This window comes from Microbacterium sp. NPDC055988 (genome assembly GCF_042269505.1).
GTDB lineage: Bacteria > Actinomycetota > Actinomycetes > Actinomycetales > Microbacteriaceae > Microbacterium.
In genome coordinates, this window is the sequence record NZ_JBHJXY010000001.1 from 250155 (window position 1) to 267546 (window position 17392).

General features: G+C 66.3%; 25 protein-coding genes. All 25 read right to left on the bottom strand.

Translation table 11 applies throughout. From position 1 onward, the window contains the following. Window positions 1-369, bottom strand: a complete 369-nt coding sequence (gene rplN, locus ACFC14_RS01305) for a 50S ribosomal protein L14 (RefSeq protein ID WP_017201583.1) — start codon at window positions 367-369, stop codon at window positions 1-3. Next, the gene (gene rpsQ, locus ACFC14_RS01310; RefSeq protein WP_021201120.1) at window positions 366-698 is read right to left on the bottom strand and encodes a 30S ribosomal protein S17; all 333 of its coding nucleotides are present in this window, start codon (window positions 696-698) and stop codon (window positions 366-368) included. Before rpsQ ends, rplN begins: the two co-directional genes overlap by 4 nt. Further along, window positions 698-1015 (bottom strand): 50S ribosomal protein L29, encoded by a 318-nt coding sequence (rpmC, locus tag ACFC14_RS01315; RefSeq protein ID WP_017829202.1) that lies wholly within the window; start codon window positions 1013-1015, stop codon window positions 698-700. The genes rpsQ and rpmC overlap by 1 nt, the downstream gene beginning before the upstream one ends. Next, the gene (rplP, locus tag ACFC14_RS01320; RefSeq protein WP_017829203.1) at window positions 1015-1434 is read right to left on the bottom strand and encodes a 50S ribosomal protein L16; all 420 of its coding nucleotides are present in this window, start codon (window positions 1432-1434) and stop codon (window positions 1015-1017) included. The genes rpmC and rplP overlap by 1 nt, the downstream gene beginning before the upstream one ends. After that, window positions 1434-2189, bottom strand: a complete 756-nt coding sequence (gene rpsC, locus ACFC14_RS01325) for a 30S ribosomal protein S3 (protein ID WP_017201587.1) — start codon at window positions 2187-2189, stop codon at window positions 1434-1436. The genes rplP and rpsC overlap by 1 nt, the downstream gene beginning before the upstream one ends. Further along, window positions 2189-2587 (bottom strand): 50S ribosomal protein L22, encoded by a 399-nt coding sequence (gene rplV, locus ACFC14_RS01330; protein ID WP_017829204.1) that lies wholly within the window; start codon window positions 2585-2587, stop codon window positions 2189-2191. Before rplV ends, rpsC begins: the two co-directional genes overlap by 1 nt. After that, window positions 2587-2868 carry a 30S ribosomal protein S19 gene (gene rpsS / locus ACFC14_RS01335; RefSeq protein WP_017829205.1) on the bottom strand — a complete coding sequence of 94 codons (282 nt, stop codon included), beginning with the start codon at window positions 2866-2868 and terminating at the stop codon, window positions 2587-2589. The genes rplV and rpsS overlap by 1 nt, the downstream gene beginning before the upstream one ends. Window positions 2869-2880: 12 nt before the next feature. Then, window positions 2881-3720, bottom strand: a complete 840-nt coding sequence (gene rplB, locus ACFC14_RS01340) for a 50S ribosomal protein L2 (protein ID WP_017201590.1) — start codon at window positions 3718-3720, stop codon at window positions 2881-2883. Between the two features lie 20 nt (window positions 3721-3740). Beyond that, the gene (gene rplW / locus ACFC14_RS01345; protein WP_017829206.1) at window positions 3741-4064 is read right to left on the bottom strand and encodes a 50S ribosomal protein L23; all 324 of its coding nucleotides are present in this window, start codon (window positions 4062-4064) and stop codon (window positions 3741-3743) included. Beyond that, the gene (gene rplD, locus ACFC14_RS01350) at window positions 4061-4723 is read right to left on the bottom strand and encodes a 50S ribosomal protein L4 (protein WP_021201122.1); all 663 of its coding nucleotides are present in this window, start codon (window positions 4721-4723) and stop codon (window positions 4061-4063) included. Before rplD ends, rplW begins: the two co-directional genes overlap by 4 nt. 2 nt (window positions 4724-4725) lie before the next feature. Then, window positions 4726-5385: a 50S ribosomal protein L3 gene (rplC, locus tag ACFC14_RS01355; protein WP_029260921.1), complete on the bottom strand. Its 660-nt coding sequence runs from the start codon at window positions 5383-5385 to the stop codon at window positions 4726-4728. 8 nt (window positions 5386-5393) lie between these two features. Then, window positions 5394-5702 carry a 30S ribosomal protein S10 gene (gene rpsJ, locus ACFC14_RS01360; RefSeq protein WP_017201594.1) on the bottom strand — a complete coding sequence of 103 codons (309 nt, stop codon included), beginning with the start codon at window positions 5700-5702 and terminating at the stop codon, window positions 5394-5396. 849 nt (window positions 5703-6551) lie between these two features. Beyond that, entirely contained in the window at window positions 6552-6764 is a 213-nt protein-coding gene (locus tag ACFC14_RS01365) for a hypothetical protein (protein ID WP_136041315.1), read from the bottom strand. Window positions 6765-6915: 151 nt separating this feature from the next. Next, window positions 6916-7839, bottom strand: a complete 924-nt coding sequence (locus ACFC14_RS01370) for an endonuclease domain-containing protein (protein ID WP_376100715.1) — start codon at window positions 7837-7839, stop codon at window positions 6916-6918. A 219-nt stretch (window positions 7840-8058) separates the two neighbouring features. Then, window positions 8059-9249 carry an elongation factor Tu gene (gene tuf / locus ACFC14_RS01375; protein ID WP_028502475.1) on the bottom strand — a complete coding sequence of 397 codons (1191 nt, stop codon included), beginning with the start codon at window positions 9247-9249 and terminating at the stop codon, window positions 8059-8061. 169 nt (window positions 9250-9418) lie between these two features. Beyond that, a complete protein-coding gene (fusA, locus tag ACFC14_RS01380) occupies window positions 9419-11533 on the bottom strand; it encodes an elongation factor G (RefSeq protein WP_376100718.1) in 2115 nt (704 codons plus the stop codon). A gap of 87 nt (window positions 11534-11620) precedes the next feature. Further along, window positions 11621-12091: a 30S ribosomal protein S7 gene (gene rpsG / locus ACFC14_RS01385; protein WP_017201608.1), complete on the bottom strand. Its 471-nt coding sequence runs from the start codon at window positions 12089-12091 to the stop codon at window positions 11621-11623. A 5-nt stretch (window positions 12092-12096) separates the two neighbouring features. Next, entirely contained in the window at window positions 12097-12465 is a 369-nt protein-coding gene (gene rpsL, locus ACFC14_RS01390; protein ID WP_017201609.1) for a 30S ribosomal protein S12, read from the bottom strand. A 238-nt stretch (window positions 12466-12703) separates the two neighbouring features. Continuing rightward, on the bottom strand, window positions 12704-13351 hold the full coding sequence (locus tag ACFC14_RS01395; RefSeq protein WP_029260917.1) for a hypothetical protein: 648 nt from the start codon (window positions 13349-13351) through the stop codon (window positions 12704-12706). Window positions 13352-13542: 191 nt separating this feature from the next. Beyond that, window positions 13543-13977 carry a hypothetical protein gene (locus tag ACFC14_RS01400; protein ID WP_376100721.1) on the bottom strand — a complete coding sequence of 145 codons (435 nt, stop codon included), beginning with the start codon at window positions 13975-13977 and terminating at the stop codon, window positions 13543-13545. A 65-nt stretch (window positions 13978-14042) separates the two neighbouring features. Beyond that, window positions 14043-15086 (bottom strand): ABC transporter, encoded by a 1044-nt coding sequence (locus ACFC14_RS01405; RefSeq protein ID WP_376100723.1) that lies wholly within the window; start codon window positions 15084-15086, stop codon window positions 14043-14045. A gap of 114 nt (window positions 15087-15200) precedes the next feature. Next, window positions 15201-15353: a hypothetical protein gene (locus ACFC14_RS01410; RefSeq protein WP_376100725.1), complete on the bottom strand. Its 153-nt coding sequence runs from the start codon at window positions 15351-15353 to the stop codon at window positions 15201-15203. A gap of 62 nt (window positions 15354-15415) precedes the next feature. After that, on the bottom strand, window positions 15416-16069 hold the full coding sequence (locus ACFC14_RS01415; protein ID WP_376100727.1) for a hypothetical protein: 654 nt from the start codon (window positions 16067-16069) through the stop codon (window positions 15416-15418). Further along, window positions 16066-16398, bottom strand: coding sequence for a PadR family transcriptional regulator (locus ACFC14_RS01420; protein ID WP_168429575.1), 333 nt, complete (start codon window positions 16396-16398; stop codon window positions 16066-16068). Before ACFC14_RS01420 ends, ACFC14_RS01415 begins: the two co-directional genes overlap by 4 nt. 69 nt (window positions 16399-16467) lie before the next feature. Continuing rightward, window positions 16468-17391 (bottom strand): sugar ABC transporter permease, encoded by a 924-nt coding sequence (locus ACFC14_RS01425; RefSeq protein WP_376100729.1) that lies wholly within the window; start codon window positions 17389-17391, stop codon window positions 16468-16470. Between the last annotated feature and the right edge of the window lies 1 nt (window position 17392).

The following is a 17392-nucleotide window of genomic DNA, read 5'->3' on the forward strand; positions in this document are numbered from 1 at the left end:
TTAGATGACCTCCGGCGCCAGCGAGACGATCTTCATGAACTTCTTGTCGCGAAGCTCACGACCGACCGGCCCGAAGATACGGGTGCCGCGGGGCTCCCCGTCGTTCTTCAGGATCACTGCGGCGTTCTCGTCGAACTTGATGTAGGAGCCGTCCGGACGACGGACCTCCTTCTTGGTGCGGACGATGACCGCCTTGACGACGTCGCCCTTCTTCACGTTGCCACCGGGGATCGCGTCCTTGACGGTCGCGACGATGGTGTCGCCGAGACCGGCGTAACGACGCTTCGAGCCACCGAGGACACGAATCGTGAGGAGCTCCTTGGCGCCGGTGTTGTCGGCGACCTTGAGTCGGGATTCCTGCTGAATCACTTGGCCTTCTCCAGAATCTCCACCAGGCGCCAGCGCTTCGTGGCGCTCAGCGGGCGGGTCTCGTTGATCAGGACCAGGTCGCCGATGCCGGCGGAGTTCGCCTCATCGTGCGCCTTGACCTTCGAGGTGCGGCGGATGACCTTGCCGTAAAGCGGGTGCTTCACGCGGTCCTCGACCTCGACCACGATGGTCTTGTCCATCTTGTCGCTGACGACGTAGCCGCGACGTGCCTTGCGGTAACCGCGGGCAGCGGAGTCGCGGACGTCGTGCTCGGACGACTCGTGTCCTGCGGCCTGCGTCTCCACAGTCGCTTCCTTCTTGGTGGCCATCACTCAGCCTCTTCCTTCACGGCGTCGTCGGCGGAGTCCGCCTTCTTCGCCTTCGACTTGGTCGCCTTCTTGGCCGGAGCCTCGACCGGAGCAGGCGTCGCACGGATGCCCAGCTCGCGTTCGCGGATCACGGTGTAGAGGCGCGCGATGTCGCGCTTGACGGCGCGGATGCGGCCGTGGCTCTCCAGCTGGCCGGTGGCCGACTGGAAACGGAGGTTGAACAGCTCCTCCTTGGCCTTGCGCAGCTCCTCGACGAGGCGCTGGTCTTCGAATGTGTCGAGCTCTGCCGGGGCGAGCTCCTTGGTGCCGATCGCCATTACGCGTCGCCCTCCTCGCGCTTGATGATGCGTGCCTTGAGCGGCAGCTTGTGAATTGCACGGGTCAGAGCTTCACGTGCGAGCTCCTCGTCGACACCCGCGACCTCGAAGAGGACACGGCCCGGCTTGACGTTCGCGACCCACCACTCGGGGGAACCCTTACCGGAACCCATGCGGGTCTCGGCAGGCTTCTTCGTGAGCGGACGGTCGGGGTAGATGTTGATCCACACCTTTCCACCACGCTTGATGTGACGGGTCATCGCGATACGAGCGGACTCGATCTGACGGTTCGTCACGTAAGCGGGGGTCAGCGCCTGGATACCGTACTCGCCGAAGGAGACCTTCGTGCCGCCGGTGGCCTGGCCCGAGCGACCCGGGTGGTGCTGCTTGCGGAACTTGACCTTACGGGGGATGAGCATTATGCCGACGCTCCTTCTGCGACAGGTGCCTCGTTGCGCGGGGCACGGCGGCGGTCGCCACCACGGTCGTCACGACGAGCCTTGGGTGCGTTGGCCTGCTCGCGAGCGAGCTCCTTGGCGGTCAGGTCGCCCTTATAGATCCAGACCTTCACGCCGATGCGGCCGAAGGTGGTCTTCGCCTCGTAGAAGCCGTAGTCGATGTTCGCGCGCAGCGTGTGCAGCGGCACACGACCCTCGCGGTAGAACTCCGAACGGCTCATCTCGGCGCCGCCGAGGCGGCCGGAGACCTGGATGCGGATGCCCTTGGCGCCGGCGCGCTGAGCGCCCTGCAGACCCTTGCGCATCGCACGACGGAACGCCACGCGAGCAGAGAGCTGCTCGGCGATGCCCTGTGCGACGAGCTGAGCGTCGGCCTCGGGGTTCTTGACCTCGAGGATGTTCAGCTGGATCTGCTTGCCCGAGAGCTTCTCGAGGTCGCCGCGGATGCGCTCGGCCTCGGCGCCACGACGACCGATCACGATGCCCGGACGGGCGGTGTGGATGTCGACGCGGACGCGGTCACGGGTGCGCTCGATCTCGATGTTCGAGACACCGGCGCGGTCGAGCTGCGTCTTGAGCAGGTTGCGGATCTTGATGTCCTCGGCGACGTAGTCGGCGTAACGCTGACCCGGCTTCGTCGAGTCAGAGAACCAACGCGAGACGTGGTCCGTCGTGATGCCGAGACGGAAGCCGTACGGGTTTACCTTCTGTCCCATTACTTGCTCGCCTTCTTGTTGCTGTCGCCCGCGGCGGCCGGAGCTGCCTCAGGCGTCGAGAGCACGACCGTGATGTGGCTCGTGCGCTTCTTGATCTGGAAAGCGCGACCCTGTGCACGGGGCTGGAAACGCTTGAGCGTGGTGCCCTCGTCGACGTACGCGTTGGCCACGTACAGGTCCTTCTCGTCGAGGAACTCGCCGTCGCGATCTGCCTTGACCTGCGCGTTGGCCATGGCCGACGCGACAAGCTTGTAGATCGGCTCGCTGGCGCTCTGCTGCGCGAACTTCAGGATCGCCAGAGCCTCCTGGGCCTGCTTGCCCTTGATGAGCGCGACGACACGACGAGCCTTCTGAGGGGTCACGCGGATGTGTCGCACGCGTGCGATCGATTCGACCATTAGCGGCGCCGCCCCTTCTTGTCGTCCTTCTCGTGGCCGCGGAAGGTGCGGGTGGGCGCGAACTCGCCCAGCTTGTGACCGACCATGGTCTCGGACACGAACACAGGGATGTGCTTGCGTCCGTCGTGGACCGCGATCGTGTGACCCAGCATGGCCGGGATGATCATGGACCGACGGGACCAGGTCTTGATGACGTTCTTGGTGCCGGCTTCGTTCTGCACGACCACCTTGCGAAGCAGGTGATCGTCGACGAAGGGGCCCTTCTTAAGACTGCGAGGCATCTTCTCTTACTCCTACTTACGCTTCTTGCCGGCGTTACGACGACGCACGATGTACTTGTCGCTTTCCTTGTTGGCGTGACGGGTACGACCCTCAGCCTGGCCCCACGGGGAGACGGGGTGACGACCACCAGAGGTCTTACCCTCACCACCACCGTGCGGGTGGTCGACCGGGTTCATCGCGACACCACGCACGGTCGGGCGGACGCCCTTCCAGCGCATGCGGCCGGCCTTACCCCAGTTGATGTTCGACTGCTCGGCGTTGCCGACCTCGCCGATGGTCGCGCGGCAGCGCGCATCGACGTTGCGGATCTCGCCCGAGGGCAGACGCAGCTGGGCGTAGGGGCCGTCCTTGGCGACGAGGCGGACGGATGCACCGGCCGAACGTGCCATCTTCGCGCCGCCACCGGGGCGGAGCTCGATCGCGTGGATGACCGTACCCGTGGGGATGTTCTTCAGCGGGAGGTTGTTGCCCGGCTTGATGTCAGCCCCGGCACCCGACTCGACGATGTCGCCCTGCTTCAGCTTCGCCGGAGCGAGGATGTAGCGCTTCTCACCGTCGAAGTAGTGCAGCAGCGCGATGCGCGCGGTGCGGTTGGGGTCGTACTCGATGTGAGCGACCTTGGCGTTGACGCCGTCCTTGTCGTTACGACGGAAGTCGATGACGCGGTACTGGCGCTTGTGGCCACCACCGATGTGACGGGTCGTGATGCGGCCCTGGTTGTTGCGACCACCGGTCTTCGAGAGCGGGCGCAGCAGCGACTTCTCTGGCGTCGATCGAGTGATCTCGGCGAAGTCAGCCACCGACGAGCCGCGACGGCCCGGGGTCGTGGGCTTGTACTTGCGAATAGCCATTATTGTCCTTATCCCCCGGATCAGCCGATTGCCGTGAAGATGTCGATGGTGCCCGACTTCAGGGTGACGATGGCGCGCTTGGTGTCCTTGCGCTTGCCGGTGCCGAAGCGGGTGCGACGAGCCTTGCCGACGCGGTTGAGGGTGTTGACCCCTGCGACCTTGACGCCGAAGATCTTCTCGATGGCGAGCTTGATCTCGGTCTTCGAAGCGCGCGGGTCGACGAGGAAGGTGTACTTTCCTTCATCGATGAGCCCGTAGCTCTTCTCGGACACGACCGGCTTCAGGATGATGTCGCGCGGGTCCTTGTTCAGGGCCGTCTGGAGAACAGATGCCTGCTCGCTCATGCGGAGACCTCCTGGTTGGCGCCGGACTTGGAGGCGATGAAGCCCTCGAGCGCGGCCTGGGTGAAGACGATGTCGTCGGAGACGAGCACGTCGTATGCGTTGAGCTGGTCGAACGTCAGCACGTGCAGGTTCGACAGGTTGCGGATGCTCTTCAGCGTCACGTCGTCGTTGCGCTCGATCACGACGAGCACGTTCTTCGACGAGACGACGTTGGTGAGGAAGTTCACCGCGGTCTTGGTCGAGGGCGTGCCGTCGATCCCGAAGGACTCGATGGCGTGGATGCGGTCACCGCGGAAGCGGTCGCTGAGCGCGCCCAGCAGGGCGGCGGCGATCATCTTCTTGGGGGTGCGCTGCGAGTAGTCACGCGGCTTCGGGCCGTGGACGATGCCACCACCGGTCATGTGCGGCGCGCGGATGGAACCCTGACGGGCGTTACCCGTGCCCTTCTGCTTGAAGGGCTTGCGGCCGGCACCGGAGACCTCGCCACGACGCTTGGTCGAGTGCGTGCCCTGGCGAGCCGCCGCGAGCTGCGCGACGACGACCTGGTGGATGAGCGGGATGTTCGTCTTGGCGTCGAACAGCGCGGCGGGAAGCTCGATGGAGCCTGCCTTCTTGCCGTCTGCCTTGAGGACGTCGAGCGCGAGAGTGGAGTCAGCCATGTTCAGGCACCCTTCACTGCGTTGCGGACATAGACGATGCGGCCACGAGCACCGGGGACGGCGCCCTTGACGAGCAGCAGACCCTTCTCGATGTCGATGGCGTGCACCGTGAGGTTGAGGACGGTCACACGTTCGCCACCCATACGGCCGGCCATGCGCATGCCCTTGAAGACGCGGCTCGGGGTCGACGATGCGCCGATCGAGCCGGGCTTGCGGTGGTTGCGGTGCGAACCGTGCGAAGCCGAGACACCCTTGAAGTTGTGACGCTTCATGACACCGGCGAAGCCCTTGCCCTTGCTCGTGCCGACGACGTCGACGAGCTGGCCGGCCTCGAAGGTGCCGTCGACCGTGAGCTCCTGGCCCAGGCTGTAGTCGCCGGCGTCCGCGGTGCGGATCTCGGTAACGTGACGGCGCGGCGTGACGCCGGCTGCCTCGAAGTGGGCCGTGAGGGGCTTGTTCACCTTGCGGGGGTCGATCTGACCGTAGGCGATCTGCACGGCGTTGTAGCCGTCCTTCTCGGGCGTACGGATCTGCGTGACCACGTTCGAGGCGAGCTCGATGACGGTGACGGGAACGAGCTTGCCGCTCTCGTTCCAGACCTGGGTCATACCGAGCTTCGTGCCCAGCATGCCCTTGGAAATCTTGGAGTTGATGTCAACCATGTCCGACCTCAGAGCTTGATCTCGATGTTGACATCGGCAGGCAGGTCGAGACGCATCAGCGAGTCGACGGCCTTGGGCGTCGGGTCGACGATGTCGATCAGACGCTTGTGGGTGCGCATCTCGAAGTGCTCGCGGCTGTCCTTGTACTTGTGCGGCGACCGGATGACGCACACGACGTTCTTCTCGGTCGGAAGGGGCACGGGTCCGACGACGGTCGCGCCCGCGCGGGTCACGGTGTCGACGATCTTGCGTGCGGACGTGTCGATGACCTCGTGGTCATACGACTTCAGGCGAATGCGGATCTTCTGTCCCGCCATTGTCTGCTCTCTCTCTTTAGGCGTCATACCGTCCGGGACCGGGTGGCCCTGGGGCATTGGACGCACGTCGGCGCTGTTCGCGCCTCGGCACGAGAACGGCTCTCACGAGTCGATCTGCTGCACCACTGTTCTTCTGTCAGCCGCACACCTTGAGGCGAACGGATGCCCGACCTCCGCCGCGCACGGCGAACCCCTCGGTGGGAAGGGTGTCGGGGTGTGTGTTCTGCTACCCGCGGCCTAGAACCCTGCAGCTTCCCGAAGGAGCCGCCGTCTATGCACTGCCCTGGCAGTGATCCGTCGCACGCACAGCGGCGACGGAATATCGAACCTGTCTATTCTGCCATGCCCGATTTCACTTCTGCAAACCCGGGCGTGTCGCGCCCCTCGAGGCGGCCGTGCCGGCCGGTGAAATCGGGGTCAGAAGGAACGAGATAGCGGGGCGAGGCATCCCCATGCCTCGCCCCGCTTGGGGAGGGCGTTCAGTGCGAGGGGGCACACCGAACGCGAGTAGCCCGGCGTGAAGGGACGCCGAACTCCTCGATCGAGGGCGCGGCGGAAGAGCCGCCGCGCAGGCAGGGTGACGCTCAGGCGCACAGAGTGCGCGCGTCGCACGATGATCCCCAAAATCGCTTGTCCCCAGTTTCAACGCGGAAAGACCGCGTGCTTCGGGAAACCGAACCCCTTCGGCTTCCCCGACCGCAAGATCCCCAGGCAGTCGAGACGATCCTACTCGATACATCTGCGAATCCGCCACATCTGACGACCAGTAGCTCCGTCGTCGACGGTCTCGGTACGCGAAAGCGGCGACCCACCATGTGGTGGATCGCCGCTCCAAGAATGCGTGGGCTGTTACTCGTTCCCCACAGCTTTGTCTGCGCTCTCCCGGATCTCATCGATCTTGTCCGCCGCACCCGGGGCGATCTTCTTCGCGAAGTCCGCGACACCATCGAGGACCTTGTCGCTGATGTCCTCCGCCTGGTCGCTCTTGACGGCCTCGGCGATCTTGTCCTTGTTCTGCTCGTAGAGGTCCTTGCCCTTGTTGACCGCGTCGTCGATACCCATGTGAATCCCCTTTTCCGGTGCGCCCTGCCGGCCGGCAGGAACGCTCCTCATTGTGCCGTCCCTCCTCCTCCCAGGGAACCCCCCGCGCCCCCTCCACTGGAAGAAGGAACACGCCGGGGCGCCTTCCCCGCAGCGCGGCGTTTTCCTTCTTTCAACTGCGGGAGGCGAGGGCGCGACGAAGCCGGGCGATGAACGTGGCGCGTCCGGCACCCAGGTCATGCTGCGTCAGACGGATCACCAGCCAGCCCGCTTCCTCCAGTTCCCGCTGCCGACGGATGTCCTCGCCCCACTGCGCACGATCGGTGCGGTGGTGGTCGCCTTCGTACTCGATCGCGATCCGCTCCGCGATGTACGCGAGGTCCACCCTGGCGAGACGGCGCCCTCGGCTTCGGATGACATGCTGCACAACAGGCTCGGGCATCCCTGCCCTCACGATCATCAGGCGCGTCTCGGTCTCCTTGGGCGACTCCACCCCTTCTCGCGCGAATCCGAGGGCCGTGCGTATCGTCGCCACACCCGGGAACCGCCCCCAGCGGAGGAGGGCCGCACGGATCCCCTCGATGTCGGCCGGCGGACAGCGACCATCCAAAGACGGATAGTTCACAGACGTCGTGATGATGGCGTCGACGAGCACCACCGCCTCTGTGAGAGTCAGGCTCGCTGCCAGGGTGAACAGCGTCGGCACCGGGTCCAACACCGGCAGCCCGTCCACGAGAGAAGCGGCCCGACGCCGCACACCGAGCCTGCAGCCGCGGACCCCCTCCACTGCGGGCGGCGCACCGTCCGAGGGAACGACGACCTCGACAGGTTCATCCGGATGCCAGCGCCACGGGAGAGGCAGCCCCCACAGTCGCGCCGCCGTTCTGCCGGTGAAGCACTGCTGCGCTCGGAGCCGCGGCGCGTAGCAGTCGACCCGGGCCCGGAAAGTCTCGGGGGCGGACGTGGAGCGGATACCGGGGAAGGGTCGCTCGAGGGCACGATGATCGCGTCTCCAGCGCCGCACGCCCGTGGCGTCGGCCTGAGCGATGTGGAACGAGTCGCCGAGTTCCGGCGGGAGGGGCTTCGGTCGTCGCATCCGCCCAGGCTGCGCTGCAACCGCGCTCCGGATCCTCCGCCGCCGCCTCCTCCCCCGGGGTCCGGGTACAACGCACTCCTCCACCCGCCTGTGCAGACCCCTCGACGGAAGAAGGGAAACGCCGCGGCTCGGGGGCTGAGACGCGGCGTTTCCCTTCTCGCGAGGGAACCACAAAGGGGCCGGACCCGAAGGCCCGGCCCCTTGCGAGGAAGCAGCTGCTTACTTGACGATCTTCGTGACCGTACCGGCGCCGACGGTGCGTCCACCCTCACGGATGGCGAAGCCGAGGCCCTCCTCCATGGCGATCGGCTGGATCAGCTCGACCGTCATGTCGGTGGTGTCGCCGGGCATGACCATCTCGGTGCCCTCGGGCAGCGAGATGACGCCGGTGACGTCGGTGGTGCGGAAGTAGAACTGCGGGCGGTAGTTCGTGTAGAAGGGGTTGTGACGCCCACCCTCGTCCTTGGACAGGATGTACGCGGTGCCCTCGAAGTCGGTGTGCGGCGTGACCGAACCCGGCTTCACGATGACCTGGCCGCGCTCGACGTCCTCACGCTTCGTGCCACGGAGCAGGAGACCACAGTTCTCGCCGGCCCATGCCTCGTCGAGCTGCTTGTGGAACATCTCGATACCCGTGACCGTGGTCTTGACGGTCGGACGGAGTCCGACGATCTCGACCTCGGAGTTGATGGCCAGCGTGCCACGCTCGGCGCGACCCGTGACGACGGTTCCACGACCGGTGATCGTGAAGACGTCCTCGACGGGCATCAGGAACGGCTTGTCACGGTCACGCTCCGGGTCCGGAACGCTGTCGTCGACAGCCTGCATGAGGTCCAGGATCGCCTGGGTCCACTTCTCGTCGCCCTCGAGAGCCTTGAGAGCCGAGACGCGGACGACAGGAGCGTCCTCGTCGAAGCCCTGGGCTGCGAGCAGCTCGCGGACCTCGAGCTCGACGAGCTCCAGGATCTCCTCGTCGTCGACCATGTCCGACTTGTTCAGCGCGACCAGCAGGTACGGAACGCCGACCTGCTTGGCGAGCAGCACGTGCTCACGCGTCTGAGCCATCGGGCCGTCGGTGGCGGCGACCACGAGAATCGCGCCGTCCATCTGAGCAGCACCGGTGATCATGTTCTTGACGTAGTCGGCGTGGCCGGGAGCGTCGACGTGAGCGTAGTGGCGCTTGGGGGTCTCGTACTCGATGTGCGAGATGTTGATGGTGATTCCACGCTGACGCTCTTCCGGCGCCGAGTCGATGGAAGCGAAGTCACGCTGCACGTTGGTGTCGGACGGGAACTTGTCAGCAAGCACCTTCGAGATCGCTGCGGAGAGCGTGGTCTTGCCGTGGTCGACGTGACCGATCGTTCCGATGTTGACGTGCGGCTTGGTCCGCTCGAACTTGGCCTTAGCCACTGGGTCCTCCTCAGGACGTCGTTGTAAAGGTGACCGGGCACTGGTTTGCGACCGGTTCTCTACGGGTTAGGTTCTCAGTTTAGTAGAGAGGGAATGTGAAGTTGTAGGTGACCTGGGAACCCCGCGGCGCTTCGCGGTGCTCGGCGCCGCGGGGAACCCAGAAGAGCGATTACTCGCCCTTGGTCTTCTGGACGATCTCGTCGGCCACTGCGCGGGGAACCTCAGCGTAGCTGTGGAACTCCATCGAGTAGACGGCACGGCCCGAGGTCTTCGAGCGCAGGTCGCCGATGTAGCCGAACATCTCGGACAGCGGGACCTGAGCGCGGACGACCTTGACGCCGGCGGCGTCTTCCATCGACTGGATCTGGCCACGACGCGAGTTCAGGTCGCCGATGACGTCGCCCATGTACTCCTCGGGAGTACGGACCTCGACGGCCATCAGCGGCTCGAGCAGCACGGGGTTGGCGCGCCGAGCGGCCTCCTTGAAGCCCATGGAGCCCGCGATCTTGAACGCCATCTCCGAGGAGTCGACGTCGTGCGCCGCACCATCGACGATGGTCGCCTTGACGCCGACCATCGGGTAGCCCGCGAGCACACCGACGTTCATCGCGTCCTGGAAACCGGCGTCGATCGAGCCGATGTACTCACGAGGGATGCGACCACCGGTGACGGCGTTCACGAACTCGTAGGTCTTCTCGGAGTCCAGGTCCATCGGCTCGATGGTGAACTGGATCTTCGCGAACTGGCCGGAACCACCGGTCTGCTTCTTGTGCGTGTAGTCGTGCTTCTCGACGGCCTTCTTGATCGTCTCGCGGTACGCCACCTGCGGCTTGCCGACGTTGGCCTCGACGTTGAACTCGCGCTTCATGCGGTCCACGAGGATGTCGAGGTGCAGCTCGCCCATGCCCTTGATGGTCGTCTGACCGGTCTCGGGGTTGAGCTCCGTGCGGAAGGTCGGGTCCTCTTCAGCGAGCTTCTGGATGGCGACACCCAGCTTCTCCTGGTCGGCCTTGGTCTTCGGCTCGATGGCGACCTCGATGACGGGCTCGGGGAACGTCATCGACTCGAGGACGACGGGCGCTGCCGGGTCGGTCAGGGTGTCACCGGTGGTGGTGTCCTTCAGGCCGATGACCGCGTAGATGTTGCCGGCGGTGACCGAGGGGACCGGGATCTCCTTGTTGGCGTGCATCTGGAAGATCTTCCCGATGCGCTCCTTCTTGTTCTTGGTCGAGTTGATGACCGCAGAACCGGAGTCGAGGTGACCCGAGTACACGCGAACGTAGGTCAGACGACCGAAGAACGGGTGCACGGCGACCTTGAACGCGAGGGCCGCGAACGGGTCCTTCGAGTCCGGGTGGCGCTCGATGATCGTGTCGTAGTCCTTCGGGTCGTGCGCCTCGATCGAGCCCACGTCGAGCGGGTTCGGGAGGTAGTCGACGACCGCGTCGAGCATGGGCTGGACGCCGCGGTTCTTGAACGCGGAGCCGCAGAGCACCGGGTAGATCTCGCTGGCGACGGTCAGCTTGCGGATCGCGCCCTTGATCTCGGCGACCGTGAGCTCCTCGCCACCGAAGAACTTCTCGAGCAGCGCGTCGTCGGTCTCGGCGACGGTCTCGAGGAGCTGCTGACGGTACTCGGCCGCCTTCTCCTTGAGGTCTTCCGGGATCTCCTGGATCTCGTAGGAGGCACCCATGGTGACGTCACCCTTGGAGTCTCCGGCCCAGACCAGTGCACGCATCTCGACCAGGTCGACCACCCCGATGAAGTCGTTCTCGGCGCCGATCGGCAGCTGGATCACGAGGGGCTTGGCGCCCAGGCGGTTGATGATGGTGTCGACGGTGAAGTAGAAGTCCGCGCCCAGCTTGTCCATCTTGTTGACGAAGCAGATGCGGGGGACGTTGTACTTGTCGGCCTGACGCCACACGGTCTCGGACTGGGGCTCGACGCCCTCCTTGCCGTCGAAGACGGCGACGGCACCGTCGAGGACGCGGAGCGAACGCTCCACCTCGACCGTGAAGTCCACGTGGCCGGGGGTGTCGATGATGTTGATCTGGTTCTTGTTCCAGTAGCAGGTCACGGCGGCAGACGTGATCGTGATGCCGCGCTCCTTCTCCTGCTCCATCCAGTCGGTGGTCGAGGCGCCATCGTGCGTCTCGCCGAGCTTGTGGTTGACGCCCGTGTAGAACAGGATGCGCTCGGTCGTCGTGGTCTTGCCGGCATCGATGTGCGCCATGATGCCGATGTTGCGGACCTTGCTCAGGTCCGTGAGCACGTCTTGTGCCACAGGAGTGTCCTTATCTTTTGGAGCAGTCGTACTGCGAAGAGGGGGTGCCCGCCCCTCGGCGAGTGGCCGAGAGGCGGGCGAAGCTGGTTACCAGCGGTAGTGAGCGAACGCGCGGTTCGACTCGGCCATCTTGTGCGTGTCCTCGCGGCGCTTGACCGCGGCACCCAGGCCGTTCGACGCGTCGAGGATCTCGTTCTGCAGACGCTCGGTCATCGTCTTCTCACGACGGCCCTTCGCGTAGCTGACGAGCCAGCGGAGCGCGAGCGTGTTGGCGCGGTGAGGCTTGACCTCGACCGGCACCTGGTAGGTCGAGCCACCGACGCGGCGGCTGCGGACCTCGAGAGTCGGGCGCACGTTGTCGAGCGCCTTCTTCAGCGTGGCGACGGCGTCCTGACCGTTCTTCGCCTCGACACCGCGGAGGGCGCCGTAGACGATCGACTCGGCCAGCGACTTCTTGCCGTCGACGAGGATCTTGTTCACCAGCGAGGTGACGATCGGTGCGCCGTATACCGGGTCGTTGACGACGGGGCGCTTGGGGGCTGGTCCCTTACGAGGCATCTAACTCAACCCTTCTTCGCGCCGTAGCGGGAACGAGCCTGCTTACGGTTCTTGACTGCCTGGGTGTCCAGGGCGCCACGGACGATCTTGTAACGCACACCGGGGAGGTCCTTGACACGACCGCCGCGGACGAGCACCAGCGAGTGCTCCTGGAGGTTGTGACCCTCACCGGGGATGTACGCGGTGACCTCGGTGCCGTTGCGGAGCTTCACACGAGCGACCTTGCGCATCGCCGAGTTCGGCTTCTTCGGGGTGGTGGTGTAGACGCGGGTGCAGACCCCGGCCTGCTGCGGGTTCGACTTGAGCGCCGGCGCCTTGGTCTTGGTGACCTTGGGCGAGCGACCCTTGCGAACCAACTGCTGAATGGTTGGCACGTTCTCTCCTCATAGTGCTGCACGGTGACAGCGTGATGGGTTTCACATCATGACCCACCGGCACGCCGGAATCGGCGAACTTTTGGTGTGGTGGGTATGCCGTGGGGGCGGACCGGCATGGTGCCGACGCCCAGTGCGCACGTCGAGACGTGCACACACCTGGTCAAGTGTAATGCCGCGTAACGTGGCGGTCAAATGAGTGCAAGTCCGTCCGGATGGCGGCGCGACTCTCGGAGGGTCATGGCAGGTCCGGGTCGAACGGGGAGTCCAGTGATTCCGTCAACTCGGCGAGCAGGGCCTCGATCTGCGGCTCGACGTGCTGGGAGATGGCCGCCTGGATGTAGATCCGGTGGCGCAGCAGGATGCCGCAGATCTCCCGCCCGACCATGTTGGCGTACTCGTCGGCGAGGGCGACCTCCTGCCGGAGGGCGATCTTGGCCTCCTCGGTCAGAGGCGGCAACGCCGGGAGCTCCGCGGCGGAGTCGTCGGCGAGTCCGGCGATGGTGAAGAGGAACGGCGCGCCGGGAACGGGCTCGGGGTCGAGCGGGAGACCGTCGAACTCCGGATCGAGGTCTTCGGCGGGGCGGTAGCTGCGGGCCCGGTTGCGGGCGGCCTGCTGATCGAGCTCGCGCTGCAGCATCGGGAGATTCCGTGCCGTGTAGTCCGCGACGGCGTGGTCGACGATGGTCTTGATGCGCGTCGACAGTCCGTGCTGCACACCGTGCGGGGTGTTCGCGCCGATTCCCGCCGCCGAGAGGATCGGTGAGCCGAGACAGCGGCGGCACGGCGCGACTCGACCGCGGTGGGTTGCCGGCTCCCAGCGCGGTACCCAGCGCAACCAGGCCTCGACGGCCTGGTCCACCTGCGTCTCCAATGAGCGCTCCACCCCACCAGCGTACGGCGCGCCGCGCGTCGCCGCCGCGATTTCGCTCGTCACGGCGGGGCGTGCGCAGCCGACCGGACGATCCGCCGAGGAGAGGACGTTCGACCGTCGCTTCGCCGCAGGATGGTCGGCGAATCGTCGCCGGGTCGGCGAATCGTCGCCGGGTCGGCGAATCATCGGCCCGAGGTGCCCGGTCACTCCTCCTCGTCGCGCTCCCAGGGCCAGCGCGGATGCTCGGCACGAGTGCGACGAAGGGCGATGCCGCCCCACGCCGCGATCAGCCCTGCGGCCACGAGCACCGCACTCGCACCGCCGCGGACCAGATCACCCGCGACGGCTGTGGCGATCACGAAGTCTGACGAGCTGATGATCACCGTGATCCACACCGCGACGAGATGAGCGAGCGCGGTCAGCAGGGCAATGGCGACCGTCGCCACATAGGACGGAGCGCCTCGTCGGAGCGTCGACCACAGCACGAGCGCGAACACGATGACCGCCACGACCATCCCCGCCGCACCGGGTGCCTGCCCCAGGCCCGGAACCGCGATGATGTCGGTGTCGGTGGCCACGCTCAGCGCCCCGAGCCCGAACACCGCGAGTGCGAAGAAGCCGATCGTCGCGAGGACCACCGCCAGGACAGCCGAAACCCCCGCGGACTCGGGCCCGCGGGGGTTCGGCGTGGTGGAGTGCGTGACTACCTCGACAGCGTCGGACCGGCTTCGAGGGTGCGCTCGTACTCGCGCTGCGCCTCGGCGTTGAGCTCGGTCTTGCGCGCACCGCTGCGGGAGACCCATGCGCCGAACCAGATGGTCAGCTCCCGGGCGAACACGAATGCGGCGATGGCGAGCGGGGCGAGCAGCTGCTCACCGACGAGCTCGAGGCCCTGCGACGACGTGAGCTTCCAGAACGGCGCCTCGAACAGCTGCCCGAGGATGTGTCCCGCGTAAGCGATGACGCCGACGATGATCCCGAAGACGACCCAGAGGCCCCAGCGTCCGCGGTTGATGATCGCGCCGAGCAGCCAGAACCCGAGGAAGAAGACGACGACCGGCGTCCAGTAACCCCAGGTCATCAGCGGTGCGAGCGCGGCCTCACCGATGTTCTCGCCGTTGACGTCGCCGGCGATCGCGGCGAGCCCCAGCGCTGTGCCGAGGTAGAGCACGGCGAAGACGAGGGTCGCGAGCAGGCCGATCAGACCGGCGGTGCCGCGATTGCCGCGGTCACGGGGCGGCTCGGGAGCCTGCACGAAGATGGGCTGGGGCTGCGCTGCGGCGGCCGCAGCGGAGGCGGCGATCAGCGGCTCCGACGGCACGATCCGCGTCTCGACCTCGTCACCGTACTGGGCATAGGCTGCGCCGGCCATACCGGACTGCTCGTGGCCGAACGGGATGGGCTCGCCCACGATCGGCTCGGGGTAGAAAGACTCGCTCTCGGCATCGGCTTCTGCCCTGACGTCGCGCGGGCTCTCACGCGACTCGACGACCGGAGCGGGAACGACGGCAGGAGGCGGGGATGCGAACGTTCCCGGGTGATCGCGCTCGGCGGCTTCGAACGCGGCGAGGTCGGGGTCGGCGACCCTCTCGTCGACCGGGGCGGCCTGCGTGTGCTCCGGCGCATCGGTGGAACCGGGGACATCCGCGCCCGCTGCGGCGGCGGCGTCGAGACCGGCGTTCGCGCTGCCGACGACGTCGTCGACGTCAGTCGGCTTCTCGGGCTGGGGAGCGTCGGGGTCACTCATGGTGTGCGCCTCTCATCGGATATGTGCATTGTGAGGGTACCGCCGGGCCGACGGCCGCTGACGCAGGCGTGCCGACGTGTCGGGATACACGCGTCCACACTCCGACGCGAACCGTCAGGGGAGGGCGTTGCGAAGCGCGGTCCCCGCGAACTCTGCGAGGACGGGGAGGATCGGGAGGGACAGCCAGACGAGCGCGCCGATGACCCCGGCGCACATGATGCCTGCGAACCAGCTCATCGCCAGATTGCGCCCCGCCACCCGTGCCATACCTCCACGGTAGGGCCCGACCAGGATACTGGTCGGGAGCAACGCCGAGCATGTGGCACGACTCAGCGTGCGACCCGACCCCGCAATCGCCACAGCAGCCACAGACCGGATACCGGGATGAGGAGGAACCCGAGGAGGAGGAGCGCGTGCCACATGCTGAAACTCGGCAGCAGCGGGTTGTTCACGACTTCGTCGGGTGGGGCGCCGGTGCCTGAGGAGCTGCCGGTCGAGCTGTAATCCACGAAGCTCATGAACTGCACGAGGATCAGCGACAGCGCACCGAACGCGAACGGCACGACGATGGCCACGACCTTCTCCCACGTCTTCCAGAGTGTGCTGATGCTGACGAGCACAGCCCCCACGAACCAGCCGAGGACGGGGAGCACGAAGCCGCCGAAGCTCAGCGTCAGCGCGGCCGTGATCGCGAACCCGCGCGTCGATGTCGTCGGCAGGCGCGGAGCCGGCGGCGCGACGACCGGAGGTGCGACCACGATGGTCGGGCTCGCCGGCACCTCGTCCTGCGCCTCCCTCGCGATGGCCACCGGATCGCCGAGTCGAGCAATCCGCGCGGCCGTCTCTGCAGCGTCGAGGCCCTGGAGCTCTTCGACGATTCCGCCGCGGATGTCGGTCGCGACGCCGTGCGGGAGCCCGCGCATCGCCTCGTCGAGCCGCGCGAGGTAGTCCTCACGCAGGGCGTCTGCGGTGGTCTCTGTCATGGTCGTCCCTCTCCGACGAGGCCCGTGACGACACGGGCGAACGGTGTCCACTGCACTCGGAAACGCTCGAGCTGCTCCGTACCCGACTCGGTGAGCCGGTAGTACTTGCGCACCGGCCCGCTCTCCGACGGCAGGTCGAACGTGCTGACCCAGCCGTTGTCCCGCAGCCGTCCCAGCAGCGGGTAGAGCGTGCCGATGCTGGCGATCAGCCCGGCGCCGGTGAGCGCATCGGCCAGCTGCCAGCCGTACATGGGCTCGCGCGCGAGAAGCCCGAGCACGCAGTACTCGACCACCCCTTTGCGCATCTGCGATCCCACGTCAGCTGTCATGCATGACAAGCTACCATGCGATGCACGTTACCGCTGCTGCCCCCTCACGGGGCGGGCACCCTCGGGCGATCAGCCCTTCGTCGCACCAGCGGTGAGACCGCCGACGATGTACTTCTGCAGGAAGAGGAACAGGATCATCACCGGGATGGCGGCCATCACGGCACCTGCGGAGAACGCCGACCAGTCCGCATAGCGCGGGTTCGCGACGAGCTTCGTGAGTCCGACGACGAGCGTCTGCTGATCCACGTCGACCAGCATGACGCTCGCGATCACGTACTCGTTGACCGTGCCGATGAAGGAAAGGAGCCCGACGACCGCCAGGATCGGCGCGACCAGACGCAGGATGATCGTGAAGAAGATGCGCGCGTGACCGGCGCCGTCGATGCGGGCAGCCTCGTCGATCTCCTTCGGGATCGTGTTGAAGAAGCCGTACATCAGGTAGGTGTTCACGCCCAGCGCTCCACCCAGGTAGACCAGGATCAGGCCGGTGTGGGTGTTCAAGCCGATCGCGGGGAACCAATCCCCCAGCGTCGACATGAGCAGGAAGATGGCGACGACGGCCAGCAGCTGCGGGAACATCTGCACGACCACGATCGTGACGAGGCCGACCCGTCGTCCGGCGAACCGCATGCGCGAGAAGGCATATGCCGCGCAGGCGCCGATGAAGACGGTCACGGCGCCGGTGACCACGGCGATCAGCAACGTGTTGAGGAACCAGGTACCGTACGGGTTCTGCGGGTCGCTCAGGATGCGGACGTAGCTGTCGATCCCGATCGCGGAGAACAGCTGGTTCGAGCCTGTCAGCGTCCCCTTCGGATTCAACGACGCCGAGACGACGTACAGCAGCGGGAACAGGGCGAAGGCGCTCACGACGATGGCGACGAGGTGACGCCATCCGGTATCGGCGAACCAGGCGCCGAAACTGCGGCGACGGGGGGCGAGGCTCTGCGCCTCGGTGGTGGCGCGAGTGGTGGCGGGGCCGGCGGTGCTCATG

Coding starts and splice junctions, on each gene's coding strand:
- rpsQ (WP_021201120.1), bottom strand. CDS start 698: ATGGCCACCAAGAAGGAAGCGACTGTGGAGACGCAGGCCGCAGGACAC.
- rpmC (WP_017829202.1), bottom strand. CDS start 1,015: ATGGCGATCGGCACCAAGGAGCTCGCCCCGGCAGAGCTCGACACATTC.
- rplP (WP_017829203.1), bottom strand. CDS start 1,434: ATGCTCATCCCCCGTAAGGTCAAGTTCCGCAAGCAGCACCACCCGGGT.
- rpsC (WP_017201587.1), bottom strand. CDS start 2,189: ATGGGACAGAAGGTAAACCCGTACGGCTTCCGTCTCGGCATCACGACG.
- rplV (WP_017829204.1), bottom strand. CDS start 2,587: ATGGTCGAATCGATCGCACGCGTGCGACACATCCGCGTGACCCCTCAG.
- rpsS (WP_017829205.1), bottom strand. CDS start 2,868: ATGCCTCGCAGTCTTAAGAAGGGCCCCTTCGTCGACGATCACCTGCTT.
- rplB (WP_017201590.1), bottom strand. CDS start 3,720: ATGGCTATTCGCAAGTACAAGCCCACGACCCCGGGCCGTCGCGGCTCG.
- rplW (WP_017829206.1), bottom strand. CDS start 4,064: ATGAGCGAGCAGGCATCTGTTCTCCAGACGGCCCTGAACAAGGACCCG.
- rplD (WP_021201122.1), bottom strand. CDS start 4,723: ATGGCTGACTCCACTCTCGCGCTCGACGTCCTCAAGGCAGACGGCAAG.
- rplC (WP_029260921.1), bottom strand. CDS start 5,385: ATGGTTGACATCAACTCCAAGATTTCCAAGGGCATGCTGGGCACGAAG.
- rpsJ (WP_017201594.1), bottom strand. CDS start 5,702: ATGGCGGGACAGAAGATCCGCATTCGCCTGAAGTCGTATGACCACGAG.
- ACFC14_RS01365 (WP_136041315.1), bottom strand. CDS start 6,764: ATGGGTATCGACGACGCGGTCAACAAGGGCAAGGACCTCTACGAGCAG.
- ACFC14_RS01370 (WP_376100715.1), bottom strand. CDS start 7,839: ATGCGACGACCGAAGCCCCTCCCGCCGGAACTCGGCGACTCGTTCCAC.
- rpsG (WP_017201608.1), bottom strand. CDS start 12,091: ATGCCTCGTAAGGGACCAGCCCCCAAGCGCCCCGTCGTCAACGACCCG.
- ACFC14_RS01405 (WP_376100723.1), bottom strand. CDS start 15,086: ATGAGTGACCCCGACGCTCCCCAGCCCGAGAAGCCGACTGACGTCGAC.
- ACFC14_RS01410 (WP_376100725.1), bottom strand. CDS start 15,353: ATGGCACGGGTGGCGGGGCGCAATCTGGCGATGAGCTGGTTCGCAGGC.
- ACFC14_RS01415 (WP_376100727.1), bottom strand. CDS start 16,069: ATGACAGAGACCACCGCAGACGCCCTGCGTGAGGACTACCTCGCGCGG.
- ACFC14_RS01420 (WP_168429575.1), bottom strand. CDS start 16,398: ATGACAGCTGACGTGGGATCGCAGATGCGCAAAGGGGTGGTCGAGTAC.
- ACFC14_RS01425 (WP_376100729.1), bottom strand. CDS start 17,391: ATGAGCACCGCCGGCCCCGCCACCACTCGCGCCACCACCGAGGCGCAG.